The following is a 17,148-nucleotide window of genomic DNA, read 5'->3' as shown; positions in this document are numbered from 1 at the left end:
AACACCATCCCACCACAGGACGGCCCGGAGCCGGCGGCACTGTCGTACCCCCTCAGTAGGCTCGGACCATGAGCGTCTCCCTCTATTACTCCGCGAGCCGGGCCACGCCGCTGACGGATGCCGAGACGGCCGCCGTCGAGCGGATCGTCGCCGCCCACAGGGCGTCCTTCCCGTACGAGGACCAGGAAAGCCTGTACCTCTACGACAGCGATGACAGCCGCCCGGACGAGGTCGTTGCCGGTTCCACCAAGATGCCGTTCGACCCCGGCAAGGTGCTGCCGGTGCTCGACCATGTGCTGAGCTCCGTCTCCGAGCTGCGCCGCGCTCTGCCGGGAACGGAGTGGAGCGTGCACATGGATGACCTCGACGTCCCGTGGGACGACACCGAGGGCTACGCCTTCCCCGGCATGCGCGATCCGGACCTGGCAACCGAGCTGGGCGGCCTCTGAGGTCCCCGCTCACCGTCGGCGAACGGTGCAGTGGTCAGGGCAGTCGTGTCAGCTCGCGGAGCTGCCTGACCAGCGCGTGGACATCGCGTTCGGCCGGCGGACCTGCGGGCGCAGCTGGAGCGGTGTCCGATGCGGCGGTGCGACAGCCCCGGCACAGGCCGTCGGGCAGTGCTTCGGGCGCGCCGGGACGGCCGCACTCGGTGCACTCCGCCAGCAGACGACGCCCCCTGGTGACGGCGGCCGTCGCGGGGGCGGTGCTGCTGGTCAGCTGCGGTGGCAGCTTGTCGGTGAGGCGGCGGCGTACGAGGCCGACGGGGGAGCCCACCTGTGCGGGAAGGCCCGCAGTGAGGGCATGGGTGAGGTAGTCGGGATCCACACCGCGTGTGAACCAGGTGGCGGCCAAGGGCTCAAGGGCGCGGCAGTCGGCTGCGGAGAGGGCCAGGCGCGAGTCCGTACGGCCGAGTTGGGCGAGCGCGAGGTACGCGGGAGAGGGCGCGGCCTGCGCCGCCCCGGGCGCGCGCTGCTCGGGAACGGCAGAGGGCGCGGGGTGCGTCACGCTTGCGGCGGCGGCCTCGGAGGCGACCGCGGTCTGTTGCGGGGCGGGCTCGGGCGGTGCGGCAGGTGACGCGGCAGCGTTCTGGGGTGACGCAGCGACTGGGGCCTGCGGATCCGCGTCGGTCGACGGGGGAGCGGGTGTCGCCTCGGACGGGGGGACGCTGCCCTCGGTGGTCAGGAACGCGTCCCACCACTCGTTGTCACGGGCGGTCCGGGACCAGTAGGTGCGGGACACCCAGCGGACCTGCTCCTGCGCACCGGCCAGGCAGCGCACGCGTCGCAGATGCCCCGCTACTCCAAGGGCCTTCAGGGCGCTGGAGACAGCCATCTGGCCGTACAGGGGCAGGTGTTTGGCCAGCGACTTGATGTCCATCGCCGCGCCTTCGGGGAGCCGGTCGACGTATCCGGCGATGTACCGCTCGCGCTCCGGCATCAGAGCGAAGTCATCGGCCCGGGGTGCGCGTTGCCCTGACGCATTTCGTTTGCCGTAACCGGGGCGGGCCTTCGCGTACGGGCGCGAGGGTGCGGGTGCGGGGAGGGCAGGACTAGGGTGCTGGGTAGCCACGAGATCGTCCGTTCGATCTTGGGGTGAGACCCCGGCCCGGTGTTAGCGCACCGCGTCGGGGTCGATTCGTTGGGGGCACCGTAAGCAGTCGTGACGATGTGCCGCAAGCTGATCACATTTAGTCATATCAGCTGGCCGTGACGGGGTGGGGAGGGTGGGGAGGTATCCCCAAAACCCTTCTCTCACCTACCGGGTGGACAACATCGCTCGAATCCCGGAGCCCGCGTCCCGGCTCTCGATTCCCGAAGCTCAAGCGTCGGGTCCGGCCTCTGAGGGCGTCCCCCCAACGAGTGAACGCCCCGACCCCGGCGCTCGAAGCTCGCCGCCCGAGTCCCGAGTCCCGGGGCTCTTGCCCACGCACTGCTCGCCACCGGTCACCCTGATGGCTGGTTCTCTCACACGCTGTTGAGATCGACCCGGTGCAGCCCTGAAGATGGCGGGGGCAACAAGGAACGGGGGCACGCTGTGCTGCGGAGCGAAGACGGCCTGACCGTCGGTGCGCCATGAGGCAGCGGATGCAGCTCGCCCTTCAGGTGATGCTGGTACTGGTCGCGAGCCTGCTCGGCATCGTCACCAACTACGCCACCGGAGCCGACGAAGCCCCCTGGTTGTTACAGGTCATCCAAAAGGCATCCGTCCCCGCGATCGGTGTGCTGGTCGTCGCGATGGTGGTGGGCCAGGTCGTGGTGTACCGGTTGGAGAATCCGGCGCCACCGCAGGTCGACTGGCCACGTGACCGGGTGCCCTACCCCGGACTGGACGCCTTCGCGGAGGACGAAGCGGCTGTGTACTTCGGCCGGGAGGCCTTGGCCGCCGAGTTGACCCGCAGGCTGCACACATCCCCGGACAGGCCGACCGACCGCTTCCTCGTCCTCGTCGGCGCATCAGGGAGCGGGAAATCCTCCCTGGTCAGAGCTGGTGTCATGCCTCGCCTGCGAGAACGCCGTTGGACACTGGTCCCCGCCTTCACTCCGGGGACGAACCCACTGGGCGCGATGGCCGCGGCCATCGCGGCCGCAGGTGGAGGACAGGAATCCGCGGGTGCGGTCCTGCGGCGTCTGCGGCAGGGCCCCACTGCCCTGAGGGCCGAACTGACCCGTCTGCGGGGCGGCCGGTTCCGGCGCGTGCTGCTGGTGGTGGACCAGTTCGAAGAGGTCGTCACTCTCGCAGGTGACCGGGAACGCGCCCAGTTCCTCGACGCGCTCCGCCTGTGCGTGGAGCAGGACCCGAGTGTCCGTGTACTCGCTACCCTGCGAGTGGACTTCCTTGCCCGGCTCCTGATCACAGGCCACGCCGAGATCTGCCAACACCCCGTCACCGTCGGGGCGCTCGGCAGGAGCCAGTTCGCGCAAGTCGTGGAGAGCCCGGCCGCCTTGGTGGACCTCTCCTTCGCGCCGGGCGTGGTCGACGCCATCGTCGACGACGCCGGCACGGACGATGCCCTGCCGCTGCTGGCCTACCTCCTCCAGGAGCTCTACTTCGCCTCCGGCCCGGGCGGGACCGTCACCGAGGAGCTGTACCGCGAATTGGGCGGCGTGGCGGGCGCCCTCGCACGGCAGGCGGACCACACGGTGTCCGAGCTCGATCACGCCGACGGGATCGCGTTCGTCCTGCGCGTTCTCCTCCGGTTCGTGACGGTCCAAGGTCAGGAGGTGGCGCGAAAGCGCGTCCCGCTGTCCGAGCTCACCGACCGGGAACGGCGCGTCGTGGACGCCTTCATCGACGCACGCCTGTTGATGTCCGACGCGGCCGGCGACGGCACCCCCGGCCAGGAGGAGCCCTACGCACAGGTGACGCACGAGGCACTGTTCCGCCAGTGGGCCCCCCTCCGCCAAGAGGTCGAGTCACGCGTGGACCAACTGCGCGAGCGCGCCGAGCTGGAGCGGTGGGCCGAGGACTGGGAACGCTCCGGCCGCAGTGACGACTACCTCCTCACCGGCGAGCGGCTCTCCCTGGCCCAGCGCAGGCTCACCGCGCTGGAGGAGTCAGGCATCGCGTCCGAGCCGGTTCGTGTGCTGGTGCATTCGTCACAGCGGCGCGATCTGGCCTTCCTGCAGCGCGTGTCGGACAGCATCGGCCAGTACGCGCTCGGAAGCGCGGAGACGCACCCGGAGCGGGCAGTACTCCTCTCCCTGGCAGCGCTCGGCGAATGCACGCCGACGCCCTCGGCCCGCCGCGGTCTCATGGCGGCTCTGGCAGCGAGCCACCTCCGCACGCGCGTGGATGCGCACACGGACACCGTCAGGCACATCGCCTGGTCACCGGACGGCCGACGGCTGGCCACCGCATCGCGTGACGGCAGCGCCCGCGTCCTGGATGCCCGGTCAGGGCAGTCGCTGCACGTCCTGCCGTCCGACGGGGCGATGGTCGAGTCAGTCGCATGGTCTCCGGACTCCGCGTACGTCGCGACGGCGGGGCGAGAACGTGTCGTGCGTATCTGGGACGCCGCCTCGGGCGAGTCCGTCCGGCTGCTGACCGGAGCCACGGACATCGTGAGGCAGGTGGCCTGGTCACCTGACGGACAGTACGTCGCCGCCAGTTCGAAGGACTGTGTCGTACGTGTGTGGGAGGCCGGGACGGGGGGCCTGGTGCAGGCTTTCGAGGGGCACCGGAACGACGTGTGGGGCGTCACATGGGCGCCGGACAGCACACGCCTCGCCTCTGCATCGCACGACCAGACGGCCCGCGTGTGGGACCTTGCCACCGGTACCACCGACGTCGTACTGGAAGGCCATACGGACTTCGTCGAAGGCATCGCCTGGTCGCCGGACGGTCTCTCCATCGCCACGGGCAGCGGTGACCACACCGCCCGCATCTGGGATGCCCGGACCGGTGCCCTGCGGCTGCTGCTGCGCGGCCACACCGACTACGTGTGGAATCTGGCCTGGTCCCCGGACAGCCGGGCCCTCGCCTCCGCGTCCTCCGACCACACCGTGCGTCTCGTCAGCGCTCAGGACGCGAAGGTGCTGGCCGTGCTGCGGGGCCACAGCGACACTGTCTGGGGCGTGACATGGTCGCCCTCGGGTACCCAGCTCGCGACGAGTTCGACCGACGGTTCGGCGATCGTGTGGGACCTGCGGCCACGAGGAGCGGAGGTCGTGGCGGCCGACGGCCATCGCGGCCCGGTGAACCAGGCATCCTGGTCCGCTGACGAACGGTGGATCGCCACCGCCTGCGACGACGCGACCGTATGCCGCTGGTCCGCGAGCGACGGAAGCCCTGTGGGAGAGCCGCTGAGGCTCGACGACCGGGTCTGGAGCGTGGCGTGGTCCCCGCTGCCCCAGGACGGCAGGCTCGCGCTCAGCACGAACGACGGTCTCTTCCGCATCCTGGACGACACTGGTGCCGTGCTGGTCGAGCAACGGGGGGAAGTCGTCGAGTCGTGCACCTGGGCACCCGACGGCCGCCGCATCGCCACCGGCGGACACGACGGCATTGTGCGCGTACGGGACGCGGACACCGGCACGGAACTCACCGCTCTTGCCGGCCACCAGGACTGGGTCGGCCGCATAGCCTGGTCACCCGGCGGGCGACTCCTCGCCAGCGCATCGGACGACCGCACCTGCCGTCTTTGGGACGTCGCGGAGAGCCGCCAGCTCACCGTCCTGCGAGGCCACGACAACTACGTCGACGACGTCGCATGGTCACCGGACGAACAACGGATCGCCACGGCCTCCGGCGACTGGACGGTGGCGGTGTGGGAGGTCACCACGGGCCGCCGCATGGAGGTGCTCAAGGGCCACGAGGGGCGCGTCCGCTGCGTGGCCTGGTCACCCGACGGCCGCTTCATCGCCAGCGGCTCGGACGACCGGACGGTACGTGTCTGGAGCGCCGACACCTTCGACGAGGTCGCCGTCGTAGGCGTCCACCAGGACAAGGTCTCGTCGGTCGCATGGTCCCGGGACAGCACCCGGCTGCTCACCGCCTCCTTCGACGGAACCGCCCGTATCTGGTCCGCGGACCCTGACTACGCCCGGCTCGAAGCCCATGCCCGGGGTCGTGTCTTCCGGACCCTCGACGAGGACGAACGGCGACGGCACCTGTTGCCCCTGGCGGGGGCGTAGACGGCGCGCGTCGGCTCAGTACCACTCCTCCACCGTCCGCTCCTCGGTGCTGACGAGGTAGTCGTCCGGATCGAGGTCCATCGACTTGCGGGCCGGCGAGTCCCAGTACATCGCGTTGCGCTCGGCGAACGTCTCCGGGCCCTCGTAGGAGATCAGCCAGACGAACTGGTTGTGCTCCCGGTCGACCCAGGCGCCGCCGATCGCGAACCCCAACTCAAGACGCAGCGGCAGGATCTCGGCCTTCCACCGCTGCGCCCACTCGTCCAGCAGGCCGCCGCGGACGGTGTAGGTGCGGAGCTGGGTGGTCTTTGCCATGAGGGTGTCCTCTCGCAGGTCGACTCGGTGCGCCACCGCAGAGGCTATGTGATCCACGGGTGGCGGGGATGGATGAGCGTCGGCTCGCTTGTACCCACTCTTTGGAGGGACCTGCCTGCGAACGCTGTGCAGGCGTGCGAGCGGGTGATTACGGTGCCCGAGCGGGACGAGACAAGGCGGGCGCGGTGGTTCGGGGGCCGCAGACGTGGGTGATGACGTCCTGTCGGTTGAGCTGTGAAGTGCTGGCTGTTGTGTGACGGTTGGGCGCGACGGACGTGGTGCGTGTGCGTACGGGGACAGGCGGTGGCGGATGACGCAGGACGAGATGGATGCGGGCGTGGGCATGGAGGAGGGCGCGGAGCGCTCCTCGGGCGCCTCCGCCCAGTCGGAGGGCAAGGCGGAGAACGGCGTAGCGGTCGCGTTCGGGCGGCAGTTGAAGCTACTGCGGGTGCGGGCGGGGCTGGACCGGGTGGAGTTCGGCAAGCAGGTGGGGTACGCGGCGCAGTCGGTGGCCTCGTTCGAGCAGGGGCGGCGGATTCCGCAGCCGGAGTTCGTCGACAAGGCGGACCGGGTGCTGGACGCCGGGGGACTGCTGGTGGCGTTGAAGAAGGAGCTGGCTCGGTCGCAGTATCCGGCGTTCTTCCGGGATATGGCGCGCTTGGAGGCTGAGGCGGTCGCCCTTCATGTGTACGCAACCATGGCAGTGCCGGGACTGTTGCAAACCGAGGATTACGCACGCGCGGTGTTTGTCATGAGGCGGCCACTTCTCGATGAGGAGATGATCGAGCAGCGTGTATCGGCACGCCTGGCGCGGCAGGTCATCTTCTCTCGGAAACCCATGCCGACCCTGAGCTTCGTGATCGAGGAGTCTGTGTTGCGGCGCCCTGTCGGTGGACTGCCGGTGCTGCGCGGCCAACTGGAACAGATCATCCTTCATGGGCAGCGGCGGAACGTGGAAGTCCAGGTCATGCCGACCGCTCGGCCTGAACACTGTGGGCTGGCTGGCCCGTTCACCTTGATCGAAAGACGAGACGGGCGGAGGATGGCTTACGTTGAGGTTCAGCGAGACAGCCGACTGCACACCGATCGAGCGGACGTGCGTGATGTCGAGGAGCAGTACGGGATCATCCGAGCCCAGGCATTGACACCGCGTGAATCGCTGGACGTCGTCAAGGGAATTCTGGGAGAGGGATGATGGACCGGACGGAGATGCCGAGCGTGCCAGAGACGGCTTGGCTCAAAAGCAGCTACAGCAGTGGCGAGGGTGGCGAGTGCGTGGAGTTCGCCGCAGGCGCCGCCCACGTGCACGTCCGGGACTCCAAGCATGCCAGCGGCCCCGTGCTGACCGTAGGGCCAGAGGCCTGGGCTGGGTTCGTCGGGCTCGTTACTGGCTGATCAACGGCGTACAGGGCCCGCCGCGACGCCGAGCCAGCGCGACGGGCCCGTCCTTCACGGCAGCAAGGGACGGCCCTCACGCGCGGCTGTGAAGTGCTCCGGTCTGAGTGCTTGTTCGCCGTACTTCGCGGTGAAGGCCCGCACGCGGCCCAGCGCGGAGTCCGGGTCGGGCGGGTCCTCGCTCACGGTGAAGCCGTAGACGGCTTCGGCGAAGGCGATACCTACCTGTTGCGGGTCGTTCATGTCCATGGGCGAACTGTAGGGCGAAGGTCTGACACACCGGCTCCTCGATATCGTTCCTGACAGCGACAGCGGGTTTCGATCGCGGGGGAGGGCGTCGATGAGCGTGGTACGGAGGCAGAGAGGCGTGGGGGCGGTGGTGCTCCTCGTCGCGACGGCGGTCGGCTGCACGGCGAGTGGGCGGCTGGGGGAGCCGATGAAATCGGCTGGTGCGCCCGAGGTGCGCACCGACGCCTCCCGGCTGGCCACGTGCGTGGAGTTGCCGGGGAAGCCGGAAAGGGTCCGCTGGCGCGTCCGGACGCTGGGGACCGTGGACGGCAGAGCGCCCGGCCCCACCGACCACCAACTGGAGGGTGTCGTCTGGCTCGTCGACGGGGAAGCGGCGCGGTTGAGCGTCGAGGGGCTCTGGGAGCCCGAGCCCGCCGGGGCGTCCGTGCCGGAGGAGCTGTCCCCGACACTCGGCAAGGCGCACGGCTGGACTCGGAACACCGGTCAGGAGGACGAGGCGGCCGAGGGAGCGCCGCACATCCTCCTCAACCAGGGAGCGAACGCCCTCTACGTCTGGGCGCTCAACCCGCAGTGCCAGTCCTGAGCGACGCCTGGGCCGCGGATGAGGCCCGACGCCGAGGGGGACGTACCTCGTCAGTTCGCGGCAGCCATCCACAGCTCCGTGTCGGTGACGATCAGCCGGCCCGGCCGCTGGTCGGCGGTGTCGGGGACCACCGCCCGCACCACGGGCTGGTCGCCCTTCTCCGTGGTCACCTTCGCCCCGTCGAACTTCGGGGACTCGTCGCTGATCACCTTCCGCAGATCGGCCTCCAGCTTCTTGGCCGCCGCGTCGTCCTCGACCACGAAGCACAGCACCTCGGTGTTCTTGGTCGCGGACTCGGCCTGCTGGCCCAGGGCGGCCAGGCGCACCGGGTTGGGGGAGCTGAGGGGATTGAAGTCCGCGCGGTAGACGTCACCCAGACACTCGGCGGCGCGCCGGAACTCCTTGTCGTCGGCCAGCGAAGCACCCTCCTCCGGGTCGACGGCCGCCATGGGGTCGGAGTCCCGGGCCGAGTAGGAGATCTCGTCCTCCGAGACCTGGATCGAGGCCCCGCTCCCCTCGGGATGCGACCAGACCTCCTCGCCGTCCCGCTCGCTCCGCTCGTAACCGCCCGACTTCAGCGCCTTGGTCATCGCCGGCACGTCGAACGAACCCTCCCAGTGCCCCGCCTCGTCGGTGTCGACCGCGGTGTCGATCTGGGAGACCTTGAACTTCGTGCCCAGCAGGCCGGGCTGGTAGGGGTTCAGCAGGGGGCTGCTCGGCTGTGAGACGGAGGCGAACCGCTTCGGGTCGTCCTTGCTCAGCTTGCGTACTTCGTCGGCGTCGAGGAACGACACCTGCTTCTCGCGGGTGTCCTCGGCAAGGGCTCCGAGCCCTGTGAGCAGCTTGGACCCGCTGTCACCCTCATCGGAGGCGGACGAGCAGCCGGTGGCCGAGAGCAGGAGGGCAGTGGCGAGAACGGTGGCGCCGACGGCCGGCTTGCGTGCTGATATGCGCATGATCAAGCAGCGTATACCGATGGCCGACGGAGGACATGGCCGCGCCGATCACGGAGGCCTTCCGTCTGGCGTCACGGCTTCGCGCCCCTGCTCGCTCACATCTCGATCACGACCTTGCCGGCCTTCGCGCGGCCCTTCTCGACGTACTCCAGGGCTTCCAGAGTCCGGTCGAACGGGAAGACACGGTCGACGACGGGACGGATCCTCCCGGCGTCGACGAGCCGGGTGACTTCGCGCAGTTGATCGCCGTCGGCCCGCATGAACAGGAAGGAGTACGACACGTCGTGGCGCCGGGCGCGACGCCGGATCCTGTGGCTCAGGGCGCTCATCGCCAACCGGAGGAACACGCTCGCGCCCACCTCGCGGGCGAAGGCCCCGTCGGGAGGTCCCGCGATGCTGATCACCTGTCCGCCGGGCTTGAGTACCCGCAGTGACTTCTGCAAGGTCTCGCCACCGAGCGTGTCCAGGACGACGTCGTACCCGTCCAGGACCGTCTCGAAGTCCTGCTCGCGGTAGTCGACGACGATGTCGGCGCCCAGTTCCCTCACCAGATCGATCTTCGTCGTGCTCGCGGTGGCGGCCACCTCGGCGCCCAGTTCCTTGGCCAGCTGTACGGCGATCGTGCCGACACCACCGGAGCCCGCGTGGATCAGGACCTTCTGGCCCGGCCGCACCCGGGCGCGCTCGACCAGCGCCTGCCACGCCGTCAGGGCCACCAGCGGCAGTGACGCGGCCTCTACCATGGTGAGCGTGGTGGGTGCGGCCGCGATGTCGTCCTGGTGGAGGGCGATGAGTTCGGCGAACGTGCCGATGCGGTCCTTGCGGGGCCGTGCGTAGATCTCGTCGCCCACCGTGAACCGTGTGACGGCCGACCCCACCTGGACCACCACCCCGGCCAGGTCGTTGCCCAGGACGAGGGGAAGGCGGTACGGCAGGATCGCCTTGAACGCCCCGTCCCGGAGTCTGAGGTCGAGCGGGTTGACGCTCGCGGCGTGGATCCGCACCAGGACGTCGTCCGCGCCGACCCGGGGGACGGGGATCTCACCGGAGTGCACTCCGTCCTGGTCGCCGTACCGCTCGACCATGAAGGCTTTCATCGTCGTCTCCTGACTCGTGGTGCGGTGGGGGTCGTGGTGCGCCGGCCGCGTCTCACGCGGCGTTCGGCGAGGTCGCCAGGCTCTGCTTGACGTACCGGGTGGTCGCGTCGGCGAGGATCTCGGGCAGGCCCGCTTCCACGCCGTGCAGGGCCTGGGCAGCGACCTCGGCGGGATCGGCCTTCTGGTCGGCGGGGATGCCCGCTGCCATGTCGGTGGCCATGTACGCGACGTGCAGCGCCGAGACGGTGATGCCGCGCGGCGCCAGTTCCTCCCGGGACGCGTCGGACATGGCCCAGGCGGCGGCCTTGGCCGCGGCATAGGATCCGAGGCCGGCCGGGTGCAGCCAGGACAGCACTGACAGGACGTTGAGCACGGCGCCGCCGCCGTTCCCCTCCAGGACGGGGGCGAAAGCCCGCGTCACGGCGAGCGGACCGAAGAAGTTGGTCTCCATCTCCAGGCGCACCGCATCCAGGCCGCCTGCTATCAGCGGCGTGGAGGTGGAGATGCCCGCGTTGTTCACCAGCAGAGTCGCATCGGAGGCGACGCGCGCGGCTGCCCGGACCGACTCCTCGTCCGTCACGTCCAGACGCAGCGGGATGGCGCCCGGCAGGTCCACCGTCTCCGGGCGGCGCGCCGCGGCGTACACCGTCGCTCCGCGCTCCAGGAGCTGCGAGGAGATGTGGCGCCCCAGCCCTCGGTTGGCGCCTGTGACCACGGCGACGGCGTTCTTCAGGTCCATGGGTGCTCCCAGATGTGGTGGGCCGGAGTGGCCGTGCTCATTAGATTACATTCATAATCTAAACATGGACGTACGATAGATGCCAGTCGACATCCAAATGGAGGTGGCAGATGGGACGCGTATCGCAGGCTCAGGCCGAGGAGAACCGCAGGCGGGTCGTGGAAACCGCCTCGAAGCTGTTCCGGGAGCAGGGGACGCAGGTCAGCGTCGCCGACCTCATGAAGGCGGCCGGTATGACACACGGCGGCTTCTACAAGCAGTTCGCCTCCAAGGAGGCCCTCATCGGTGAGGCCACCGCCCACGCGTTCGGGGAACTCGGCCGACTCCACGGTGCCGGCTTCGCACAGCACGGCGGGACGCGCGAGACGGCCCAGCAGGCGCTGATCGACGGCTACCTCTCCCCGGAGCACCGTGACAACGTGGCCGAGGGCTGCCCCACCGCCGCGCTGGCCGTCGACATGGCGCGCGGGCTGGGCGACGAGGACGCCCACCGCGTCTACACCGAGGGCGTGAGTGACTTCGCCGGACGGCTCGCCACCGAGGACCAGGACGGCATCGCCCGGCTGTGCACCATGGTCGGTGCGCTCGTCCTGGCCCGGGCCACCAAGGGCTCCCCGCTCTCCGAGGACATTCTCGCCGCGGCCCACGCCGCGGTGACGGGAGCCGGCTGATCGGGGAAGCCCGGCCGATCGGGGGAGCCCGGCCGATCGGCGGAGCCGGCGGAGGCAGCGTGCACCCGGCGCCCCATGGCGCAGTGTTGTGTGAGCGTCCCTCCGCGTCCGATGGCGCAGTGTCGTGTCCGCGTCCTCGGCGTCCGACGGGGCAGTGTCGTCCGCGTCAACGGCGTCCGAGGGTGCAGCCTCGGACGCCAGGTGAGCCCCGGCCGGGAGCCTGCGCGTCGCCGTGAACCGTGGCGGCCCTCATGCCCGGCGGAACGGGCTCCGGTGCCGGGCCCGGCCGTACGGCGGACCTCAGTTGAGCCAGGCCGGCCGTACGGCGGATCTCAGACGAGCCGGGTGAGTTTCTTCGCCGTGCTGCAGTGCTCGGTCCGTCCGTGGCGCCACAACTGCACGGCGGTCAGGGTGAGGAGCGCGGCGAACACGGCGAGGAAGGCGCCTGCGATCGCCGCCTGCCGGCCGCCTGCCGCCGAATCGTCGAGGGAGAGCAGGCCTAGGGCCGAGAGCAGCATCCCCGCCACGTACACCGAGCGGACGCGCCGTAGCTGCCGCACCGCACGAGGAGCAAGAGCAACACGCTTCACGAGAGCCATGCTCCCTCCGTACCCCCTGTGGGAGCGATGAGACACCGATGCGCCGTTGTTTTCCGGGCACCCGAGGGGTTGACCGTCGACCGTCCGGTGTGAGGAGCCGACCGTGACCCTGGTGCAGCTCGACCTTCCCGACCCGATGGCCATGCGAGGGCGCTGGGCGGCACTCGCCGCCGTGCGGGCCGCCGCAGGGCGCGGTGAGCAGTGCCGGGCGCTCGGGGCGCTCTGGCACTACGACGACGGGCACGGCAGCTGGGCGGAGCTGCACCATCTCGGCGAGGGGCGCGCCGTGCTCCTCGGGCAGGACCGGAACGAATCGCAGACGTTCTACGCCGAGGCGTCCGACTTCTTCGAGGAGCCGGAGACGGACCTGCTGGCCGGTGCGCCCGGCTGGTGGGAGCCGCCCGTGCGCCGGGCGCGAGAGGAGCAGCTCTTCCTCGGCTTCGTGTACGGCTACGACGGCAGCGTCTGGAAGCGTGCGGTCTACGAGAGCGAGGACGGGTTCAAGGCCTTCCGGCTGCCGGCGCTCAGCAGCGAGTGGACCCGTGAAGCCGTCGTGGCCACCGCCCGGCACTCCCGCATGCCGGAACCGTCACAGGAGTCCGTCGACGCGCTGATCGCCGCGGACGCCGCGCTCGACACTGCCGCGGTGTCCGCCGTCGTTCCGGGCGGCTGGGACGCGGAGGCCGGGGCGGTGGCGGGCCGCCTGTTCCTGGCGGGTTGACCCCGTCGTTCGGCGGGGTTCCTCTCTTCGGCAGGGGCAGGCGACCCTGCCGTTCGGCACGCGCGAACCTCCAAGTATCTTGATTATTGAAATATATTGGATGGTGCGAGGGAGTCCTGAGTGATCTCGTCGGTGTTCGCCGTGCTTGCTATCGCGCAGTTGTGCCTGGCGGTGTCCGCCGCGCGCTACTGGCGTACGGCGCCGGGCCTGACGGCCGTCGTGCCGGCGGCGGTGTGTGCCGCGCTCGTCTGGGACAACGGAGTCATCGCCCTGGGGGAGTTGGTGGGAGCGGGGCCTCTGCTGGAGGCCCTGAGCGTTCCCCGCTTCGTCGCCCACGCGCTCCTGACGCCCCTCCTCGTCCTCTGGTCGTTGTCGGCGGTCGCCCACGCCGGGCTGCCGTGGACGCGGCGCAAGGGAGCGCGGGGCGCCGCCGTCGGCCTCACGGTCCTCCTTGTGGCGGCAGGGGTGCTCCACGACATCATCGGCCTGACGCTGCGCACGGAGCGCTGGGCGGACACCCTGCGCTACACGAACGACGCGGCATCTCCGGTGGGCCCGCTGCCGGCCATCGTCACGGGACTGGTGGTCCTCTTCGCGGGGATCGTGCTGTGGCGGTCCACCGGGTTCGTCTGGCTGGCGGTCACCGCCGCCGTGATGGTGGTGGTCTCCGGGGCGGCCGCGCAGATACCCGTGCTGGGCAACGCCGCGGAAGTCGTCCTGAACGTCGGGCTGTTGCTGACCGTCCGCGCTCTGCTGCCCCAGGAGCGGGAATCCTCGGCCTTGTCTATGCGCAGCGGTTCTCGTTCACGGTGACGGAGACGGCCACCTCGACGCTCGACATGGTGAACTCGGGCTCCTGCGGGGACACGCTCAGGCAGTAGACGGTGTCGACGTCCTCGGTGGAGACCTCAAAACGGTCCACCGACGCGCCCGCGTCCCGGTCGTACGTGTCGTCCACCTCCGAGACATGCACCGTGCTGCCGGTCGAGGGGCCCTCGCCACTGTCCTCGATCGCGTCCCGGATCATGCTCCTGTAATCGCCCGCCCAGGAGCCGACCACCTGATCCTCGGCCTCCAGGGTCCTGGCTGCGGAGTGCACGGCGTCGTGCAGTTCGCCCTCGCTCCAGGACGAACTCGCCTGGAGGTAGTAGAGGGAGCCCACGGCGAACAGCAGGGAGCCGATGATGAGGCCGCGCCCGACCGGATTGCGCGCGTTGTAGACGTATCGGGTGGTGCCCCACTGCGAGCGTCTGAAGACAGGCTCGTCACCGTGATCTCTGTGCACGGGACAAGCCTAAGGGCAGGGCCGCAAAGGGCCGCAAAGGGCCGGTGGGACGAGGGACACCTGAAGGCGTCCGTGCGGCTTGGGGGATGGCGTGCAGAGGTTCATGCTTGAGGACAACGGCCTTGGGGGGACACGTGGGACGCAGCAGGTTGCCTGTGGAGAATGTGGCGACAGCGACCTCTGGCTCTTCGTCGAGCCGTACGGTGAGGACTATTGGCTGAAGCCCGGGGAGGTCTTCACGGTCGCTCCGGAGGCTGAGGGGATCGATGTCTGCTTCTCGACCGCTGTCTGCCGGGAGGGCGTCACGGTGTGGCTCCACGAGGACGGTGACCCGGCCAAGGTCGTCCTGGAGTTCACAGTGACCGACGCTGTCGGCGAACGCTTGGAGTGCGGGCATCAGAGGCCCTCCGGGCCGGCGGGCTCCTGCGCGACCGAGTCGGCCTGAGCCCTCCGGGGCGGGGGGATCCTGCGCGACCGAGTCGGCCTGAGCCCTCCGGGGCGGGGGGATCCGGCGCGACCGAGTCGGCCTGAGCCCTTCGCGCCTGTGCGCCTGACTGTACGAGCCGGTCTTGCGTCACGGCTCGGCCGCACTCGCGGGGCAGCCTTCAGCGAGCGTCGGAGACATCGCCGCGGAAGGAGCGGCGGGCGTCAGACTTCGCCCGGCTCCCTCCGATACCAGCAGATCAGATGCCCGCTCGGCGGCCGTGGGGGCACCGCACATCGAGACCGGGCCACGTCTCGGACGTGAAGCGACCGCCGCTCCATTTCTGCGCGGCTTTGGCGTTCTTCATCCAGGTGGCGCTGCATATGAGCTTGCCCTCGGGGCCGGAGTCATCGGAAATGAGGATGGTGACCCACTCCGATCCCTCGATAGTGCCGGCGTAGTCGCGGATCGCTGCTTCCGCTTCCTCGGCCGTGGCACCAGGCAGGTCCAAGTAGGCCATGGCCGAACCATCCTTGTTGCGGTCCGAGCGGACTGTGTAGGACGGGCCGCCGCTACCGCACGCGGTGAGAAAGGCGAGCAAGCTTGCTGCGGTGAACGCTCTGATGATGCTGGTACGCATGGGTCCTCGGGGTGTGGCGTCGTGGAGGGATCATCATGACGTCGGTGTGGGCGAAGTGATGACACCGGGACTGCTGCGTGATGAGGCGTGTGACCTCGAGCGCTTCGCGGCTCCGGGCAGAGCAACATCGCCCCGGTAGCCGAGCTCGAGTCCCGGATCCGGCGGCCGAGACATCGCGCAGCGTGCGCACGGCGCGCTCGTAGTGACGTCGGCCTCTCGGGAACCGCAACGACCGCAATGCCGGGGAAACCGGCGTCAAGCCGCCGCCGGCAGGACCATGACGATCGCCGACGGCGGCTTTCCCGGCACCGGGCTCGTCATGCCACTCCGCCGACGCAAGGACGAAGACCTGTCCGACCGGAAGCAGGAACACAACAAGTCTCCCGAACAGGTCCGGGCCGGTGAGTGCTGCGGGCCGTCGTCCGGCCGCCCGTGTCGCGATCGCCCCCAAAGCTTCACCCAACCTCCCTATAGTGGGGCCGCGTTGATCGTATGGCCGCAACGCGCGAAGCCGTCTCCCAGGAGTCCGTACGATGACGACCCCCTTCTTATCCGCCGCGTCCGCGTCCGGCGGCAGCTGCCCCGCGCACACAGCCACCGCCCCGGTGCCGCTCAGCGGGCCCGCCTTCCACACCGAACCGCAGTCCCTGTACCGGGACATGCGGCACTCGTACGGACCCGTGGTGCCGGTCGAGCTCCCCGGAGGCTTTCCCGCCTGGCTCGTCATCGGCTACCGCGAGCTGCACCAGGTCACCAGCGACGGTGAGCTCTTCCCCCGGGACGTCGGGCTGTGGAACCAGTGGGAGCACATCCCCGAGGACTGGCCGCTGCTCCCCATGGTCGGGCGGCCCATGCCGTCCATCTACTTCACCGCGGGCGCCGAGCACCGGCGGCACTCCGCGCTCGTGGTCCCCGCGCTCGAGGCAGCGGACATGAACGAGATCCGGAGCCACTGCGAGGAACTGGCCGACCGGCTCGTCGACGGTGTCTGTGCCCGGGGCACGGCGGACCTCGTCGCGGACTTCGCCGAGCCGCTGCCCGTGCTCGTCCTCGCCCGGCTCGTCGGCTTCCCCGACGAGGAGGGCAGGGACATCGCCCGCGTCCTGAAGGACCTGGCCGACGGCGGCCCCGGGGCGCAGGAGGCGTACGGACGCTTCGGTGAGCACATGCGGCACCTGGTCGCGGCGAAGCGGGCCGCGCCCGGAGACGACGTCACCTCCCGGATGCTCGCCGACCCGGAGCCCTTCACCGACGAGGAGTACGCCCTCGACCTGATGGCGATCACTGCCGCCGGGCACCTCACCACCGCCGACTGGATCAGCAACTCGCTGCGGCTGATGCTGACGGAGGACGAGTTCGCCGAGTCCCTCGTCGGCGGGCGGCGCAGCGTCGGGGAAGCGATGAACGAGGTGCTCTGGGAGGAGAGCCCGACCCAGATCCTCGCCGGCCGCTGGGCGGCCCGCGACACCCGGCTCGGCGGGCGGGACATCCGCGCCGGTGACATGCTCCTGCTGGGGCTCGGCGCCGCCAACACGGACCCGCTCGTACGCCAGGAGATGGGCGTCGGCCGAGCCGGACGCCACCCGGGCAACGGGGCGCATCTGGCGTTCAGCCACGGCGAGTACCGCTGCCCCTTCCCGGCGCAGGAGATCGCGGAGACCATGGCCCGTACCGGGATCGAGGTGCTCCTCGACCGGCTGCCCGACCTCGAACTCGCCGTCCCCGCACAGGACCTCGTACGCCGGCCGTCCGCCTTCCTGCGCGGGATGAACGCGCTGCCCGTCCGGTTCGCCCCCGTACACACGACAGGAGACCCGCTGTGAAGTGCCCGTACGCGACGG

Annotated in this window: 19 protein-coding genes and 1 pseudogene; 11 read left to right on the top strand and 9 right to left on the bottom strand. The window is 70.0% G+C overall.

The annotated features are described in order from the left end of the window. Positions 1–68 precede the first annotated feature (68 nt). Positions 69–449, top strand: coding sequence for a hypothetical protein (locus tag ACFYQ6_RS23435; RefSeq protein WP_361577795.1), 381 nt, complete (start codon positions 69–71; stop codon positions 447–449). Between the two features lie 34 nt (positions 450–483). On the opposite strand, the gene ACFYQ6_RS23430 is transcribed toward ACFYQ6_RS23435, so the two are convergent. Continuing rightward, entirely contained in the window at positions 484–1,569 is a 1,086-nt protein-coding gene (locus tag ACFYQ6_RS23430; RefSeq protein ID WP_388764713.1) for a MarR family transcriptional regulator, read from the bottom strand. A gap of 515 nt (positions 1,570–2,084) precedes the next feature. Between ACFYQ6_RS23430 and ACFYQ6_RS23425 the strand changes: the two genes are divergently transcribed. After that, positions 2,085–5,633, top strand: coding sequence for an AAA family ATPase (locus ACFYQ6_RS23425; RefSeq protein ID WP_388764711.1), 3,549 nt, complete (start codon positions 2,085–2,087; stop codon positions 5,631–5,633). Positions 5,634–5,648: 15 nt separating this feature from the next. Here the strand turns inward: ACFYQ6_RS23425 and ACFYQ6_RS23420 are convergent, their stop codons facing one another. After that, a complete protein-coding gene (locus tag ACFYQ6_RS23420; protein ID WP_388764709.1) occupies positions 5,649–5,948 on the bottom strand; it encodes an NIPSNAP family protein in 300 nt (99 codons plus the stop codon). 310 nt (positions 5,949–6,258) lie between these two features. Here ACFYQ6_RS23420 and ACFYQ6_RS23415 point away from each other — a divergent pair, with 310 nt between their 5' ends. Further along, on the top strand, positions 6,259–7,143 hold the full coding sequence (locus ACFYQ6_RS23415) for a helix-turn-helix domain-containing protein (protein ID WP_388764707.1): 885 nt from the start codon (positions 6,259–6,261) through the stop codon (positions 7,141–7,143). Continuing rightward, complete coding sequence (locus ACFYQ6_RS23410; RefSeq protein ID WP_361577809.1) at positions 7,143–7,343, top strand: DUF397 domain-containing protein; 201 nt, start codon at positions 7,143–7,145, stop codon at positions 7,341–7,343. The genes ACFYQ6_RS23415 and ACFYQ6_RS23410 overlap by 1 nt, the downstream gene beginning before the upstream one ends. Before the next feature lie 54 nt (positions 7,344–7,397). Here ACFYQ6_RS23410 and ACFYQ6_RS23405 read toward each other — a convergent pair whose 3' ends face one another. Continuing rightward, positions 7,398–7,592, bottom strand: a complete 195-nt coding sequence (locus tag ACFYQ6_RS23405; RefSeq protein WP_388764705.1) for a hypothetical protein — start codon at positions 7,590–7,592, stop codon at positions 7,398–7,400. 91 nt (positions 7,593–7,683) lie between these two features. Between ACFYQ6_RS23405 and ACFYQ6_RS23400 the strand changes: the two genes are divergently transcribed. Continuing rightward, positions 7,684–8,175: a hypothetical protein gene (locus tag ACFYQ6_RS23400; RefSeq protein WP_388764703.1), complete on the top strand. Its 492-nt coding sequence runs from the start codon at positions 7,684–7,686 to the stop codon at positions 8,173–8,175. Positions 8,176–8,225: 50 nt separating this feature from the next. On the opposite strand, the gene ACFYQ6_RS23395 is transcribed toward ACFYQ6_RS23400, so the two are convergent. The 3 genes from ACFYQ6_RS23395 to ACFYQ6_RS23385 all read right to left on the bottom strand — a co-directional run bounded on the left by ACFYQ6_RS23395 (position 8,226) and on the right by ACFYQ6_RS23385 (position 10,967). Continuing rightward, positions 8,226–9,131: a hypothetical protein gene (locus ACFYQ6_RS23395; RefSeq protein WP_361577818.1), complete on the bottom strand. Its 906-nt coding sequence runs from the start codon at positions 9,129–9,131 to the stop codon at positions 8,226–8,228. A gap of 95 nt (positions 9,132–9,226) precedes the next feature. Continuing rightward, positions 9,227–10,228 carry an NADP-dependent oxidoreductase gene (locus tag ACFYQ6_RS23390; RefSeq protein WP_361577821.1) on the bottom strand — a complete coding sequence of 334 codons (1,002 nt, stop codon included), beginning with the start codon at positions 10,226–10,228 and terminating at the stop codon, positions 9,227–9,229. A gap of 52 nt (positions 10,229–10,280) precedes the next feature. Continuing rightward, on the bottom strand, positions 10,281–10,967 hold the full coding sequence (locus ACFYQ6_RS23385) for an SDR family oxidoreductase (RefSeq protein ID WP_361577824.1): 687 nt from the start codon (positions 10,965–10,967) through the stop codon (positions 10,281–10,283). A gap of 110 nt (positions 10,968–11,077) precedes the next feature. Here ACFYQ6_RS23385 and ACFYQ6_RS23380 point away from each other — a divergent pair, with 110 nt between their 5' ends. Further along, positions 11,078–11,638, top strand: a complete 561-nt coding sequence (locus tag ACFYQ6_RS23380) for a TetR/AcrR family transcriptional regulator (protein WP_388764700.1) — start codon at positions 11,078–11,080, stop codon at positions 11,636–11,638. A gap of 332 nt (positions 11,639–11,970) precedes the next feature. On the opposite strand, the gene ACFYQ6_RS23375 is transcribed toward ACFYQ6_RS23380, so the two are convergent. Further along, a complete protein-coding gene (locus ACFYQ6_RS23375; RefSeq protein ID WP_361577830.1) occupies positions 11,971–12,237 on the bottom strand; it encodes a hypothetical protein in 267 nt (88 codons plus the stop codon). Between the two features lie 103 nt (positions 12,238–12,340). On the opposite strand from ACFYQ6_RS23375, the gene ACFYQ6_RS23370 reads away from it, so the two are divergent. Together ACFYQ6_RS23370 and ACFYQ6_RS23365 are read left to right on the top strand one after the other, a co-directional pair. Next, the gene (locus ACFYQ6_RS23370; protein ID WP_388764697.1) at positions 12,341–12,958 is read left to right on the top strand and encodes a proteophosphoglycan 5; all 618 of its coding nucleotides are present in this window, start codon (positions 12,341–12,343) and stop codon (positions 12,956–12,958) included. Between the two features lie 120 nt (positions 12,959–13,078). After that, positions 13,079–13,771: a hypothetical protein gene (locus tag ACFYQ6_RS23365; protein WP_361577836.1), complete on the top strand. Its 693-nt coding sequence runs from the start codon at positions 13,079–13,081 to the stop codon at positions 13,769–13,771. On the opposite strand, the gene ACFYQ6_RS23360 is transcribed toward ACFYQ6_RS23365, so the two are convergent. Beyond that, positions 13,743–14,243 carry a hypothetical protein gene (locus ACFYQ6_RS23360; RefSeq protein WP_388764695.1) on the bottom strand — a complete coding sequence of 167 codons (501 nt, stop codon included), beginning with the start codon at positions 14,241–14,243 and terminating at the stop codon, positions 13,743–13,745. The genes ACFYQ6_RS23365 and ACFYQ6_RS23360 overlap by 29 nt on opposite strands. A 91-nt stretch (positions 14,244–14,334) precedes the next feature. Here ACFYQ6_RS23360 and ACFYQ6_RS23355 point away from each other — a divergent pair, with 91 nt between their 5' ends. Further along, on the top strand, positions 14,335–14,688 hold the full coding sequence (locus ACFYQ6_RS23355) for a hypothetical protein (protein WP_388764693.1): 354 nt from the start codon (positions 14,335–14,337) through the stop codon (positions 14,686–14,688). Between the two features lie 238 nt (positions 14,689–14,926). On the opposite strand, the gene ACFYQ6_RS23350 is transcribed toward ACFYQ6_RS23355, so the two are convergent. Then, positions 14,927–15,307: a hypothetical protein gene (locus tag ACFYQ6_RS23350; protein WP_388764691.1), complete on the bottom strand. Its 381-nt coding sequence runs from the start codon at positions 15,305–15,307 to the stop codon at positions 14,927–14,929. A 209-nt stretch (positions 15,308–15,516) separates the two neighbouring features. On the opposite strand from ACFYQ6_RS23350, the pseudogene ACFYQ6_RS23345 reads away from it, so the two are divergent. Together ACFYQ6_RS23345 and ACFYQ6_RS23340 are read left to right on the top strand one after the other, a co-directional pair. Further along, positions 15,517–15,707, top strand: a pseudogene (locus ACFYQ6_RS23345) (IS5/IS1182 family transposase); the annotation flags it as partial. Between the two features lie 133 nt (positions 15,708–15,840). Next, complete coding sequence (locus ACFYQ6_RS23340) at positions 15,841–17,130, top strand: cytochrome P450 (protein ID WP_361577848.1); 1,290 nt, start codon at positions 15,841–15,843, stop codon at positions 17,128–17,130. Positions 17,131–17,148: the final 18 nt, after the last annotated feature.

The sequence above is a fragment of the Streptomyces sp. NPDC005494 genome, from assembly GCF_042872025.1.
Taxonomy (GTDB): Bacteria; Actinomycetota; Actinomycetes; order Streptomycetales; family Streptomycetaceae; genus Streptomyces.
This window is presented reverse-complemented; position numbering and strand designations above follow the sequence as displayed.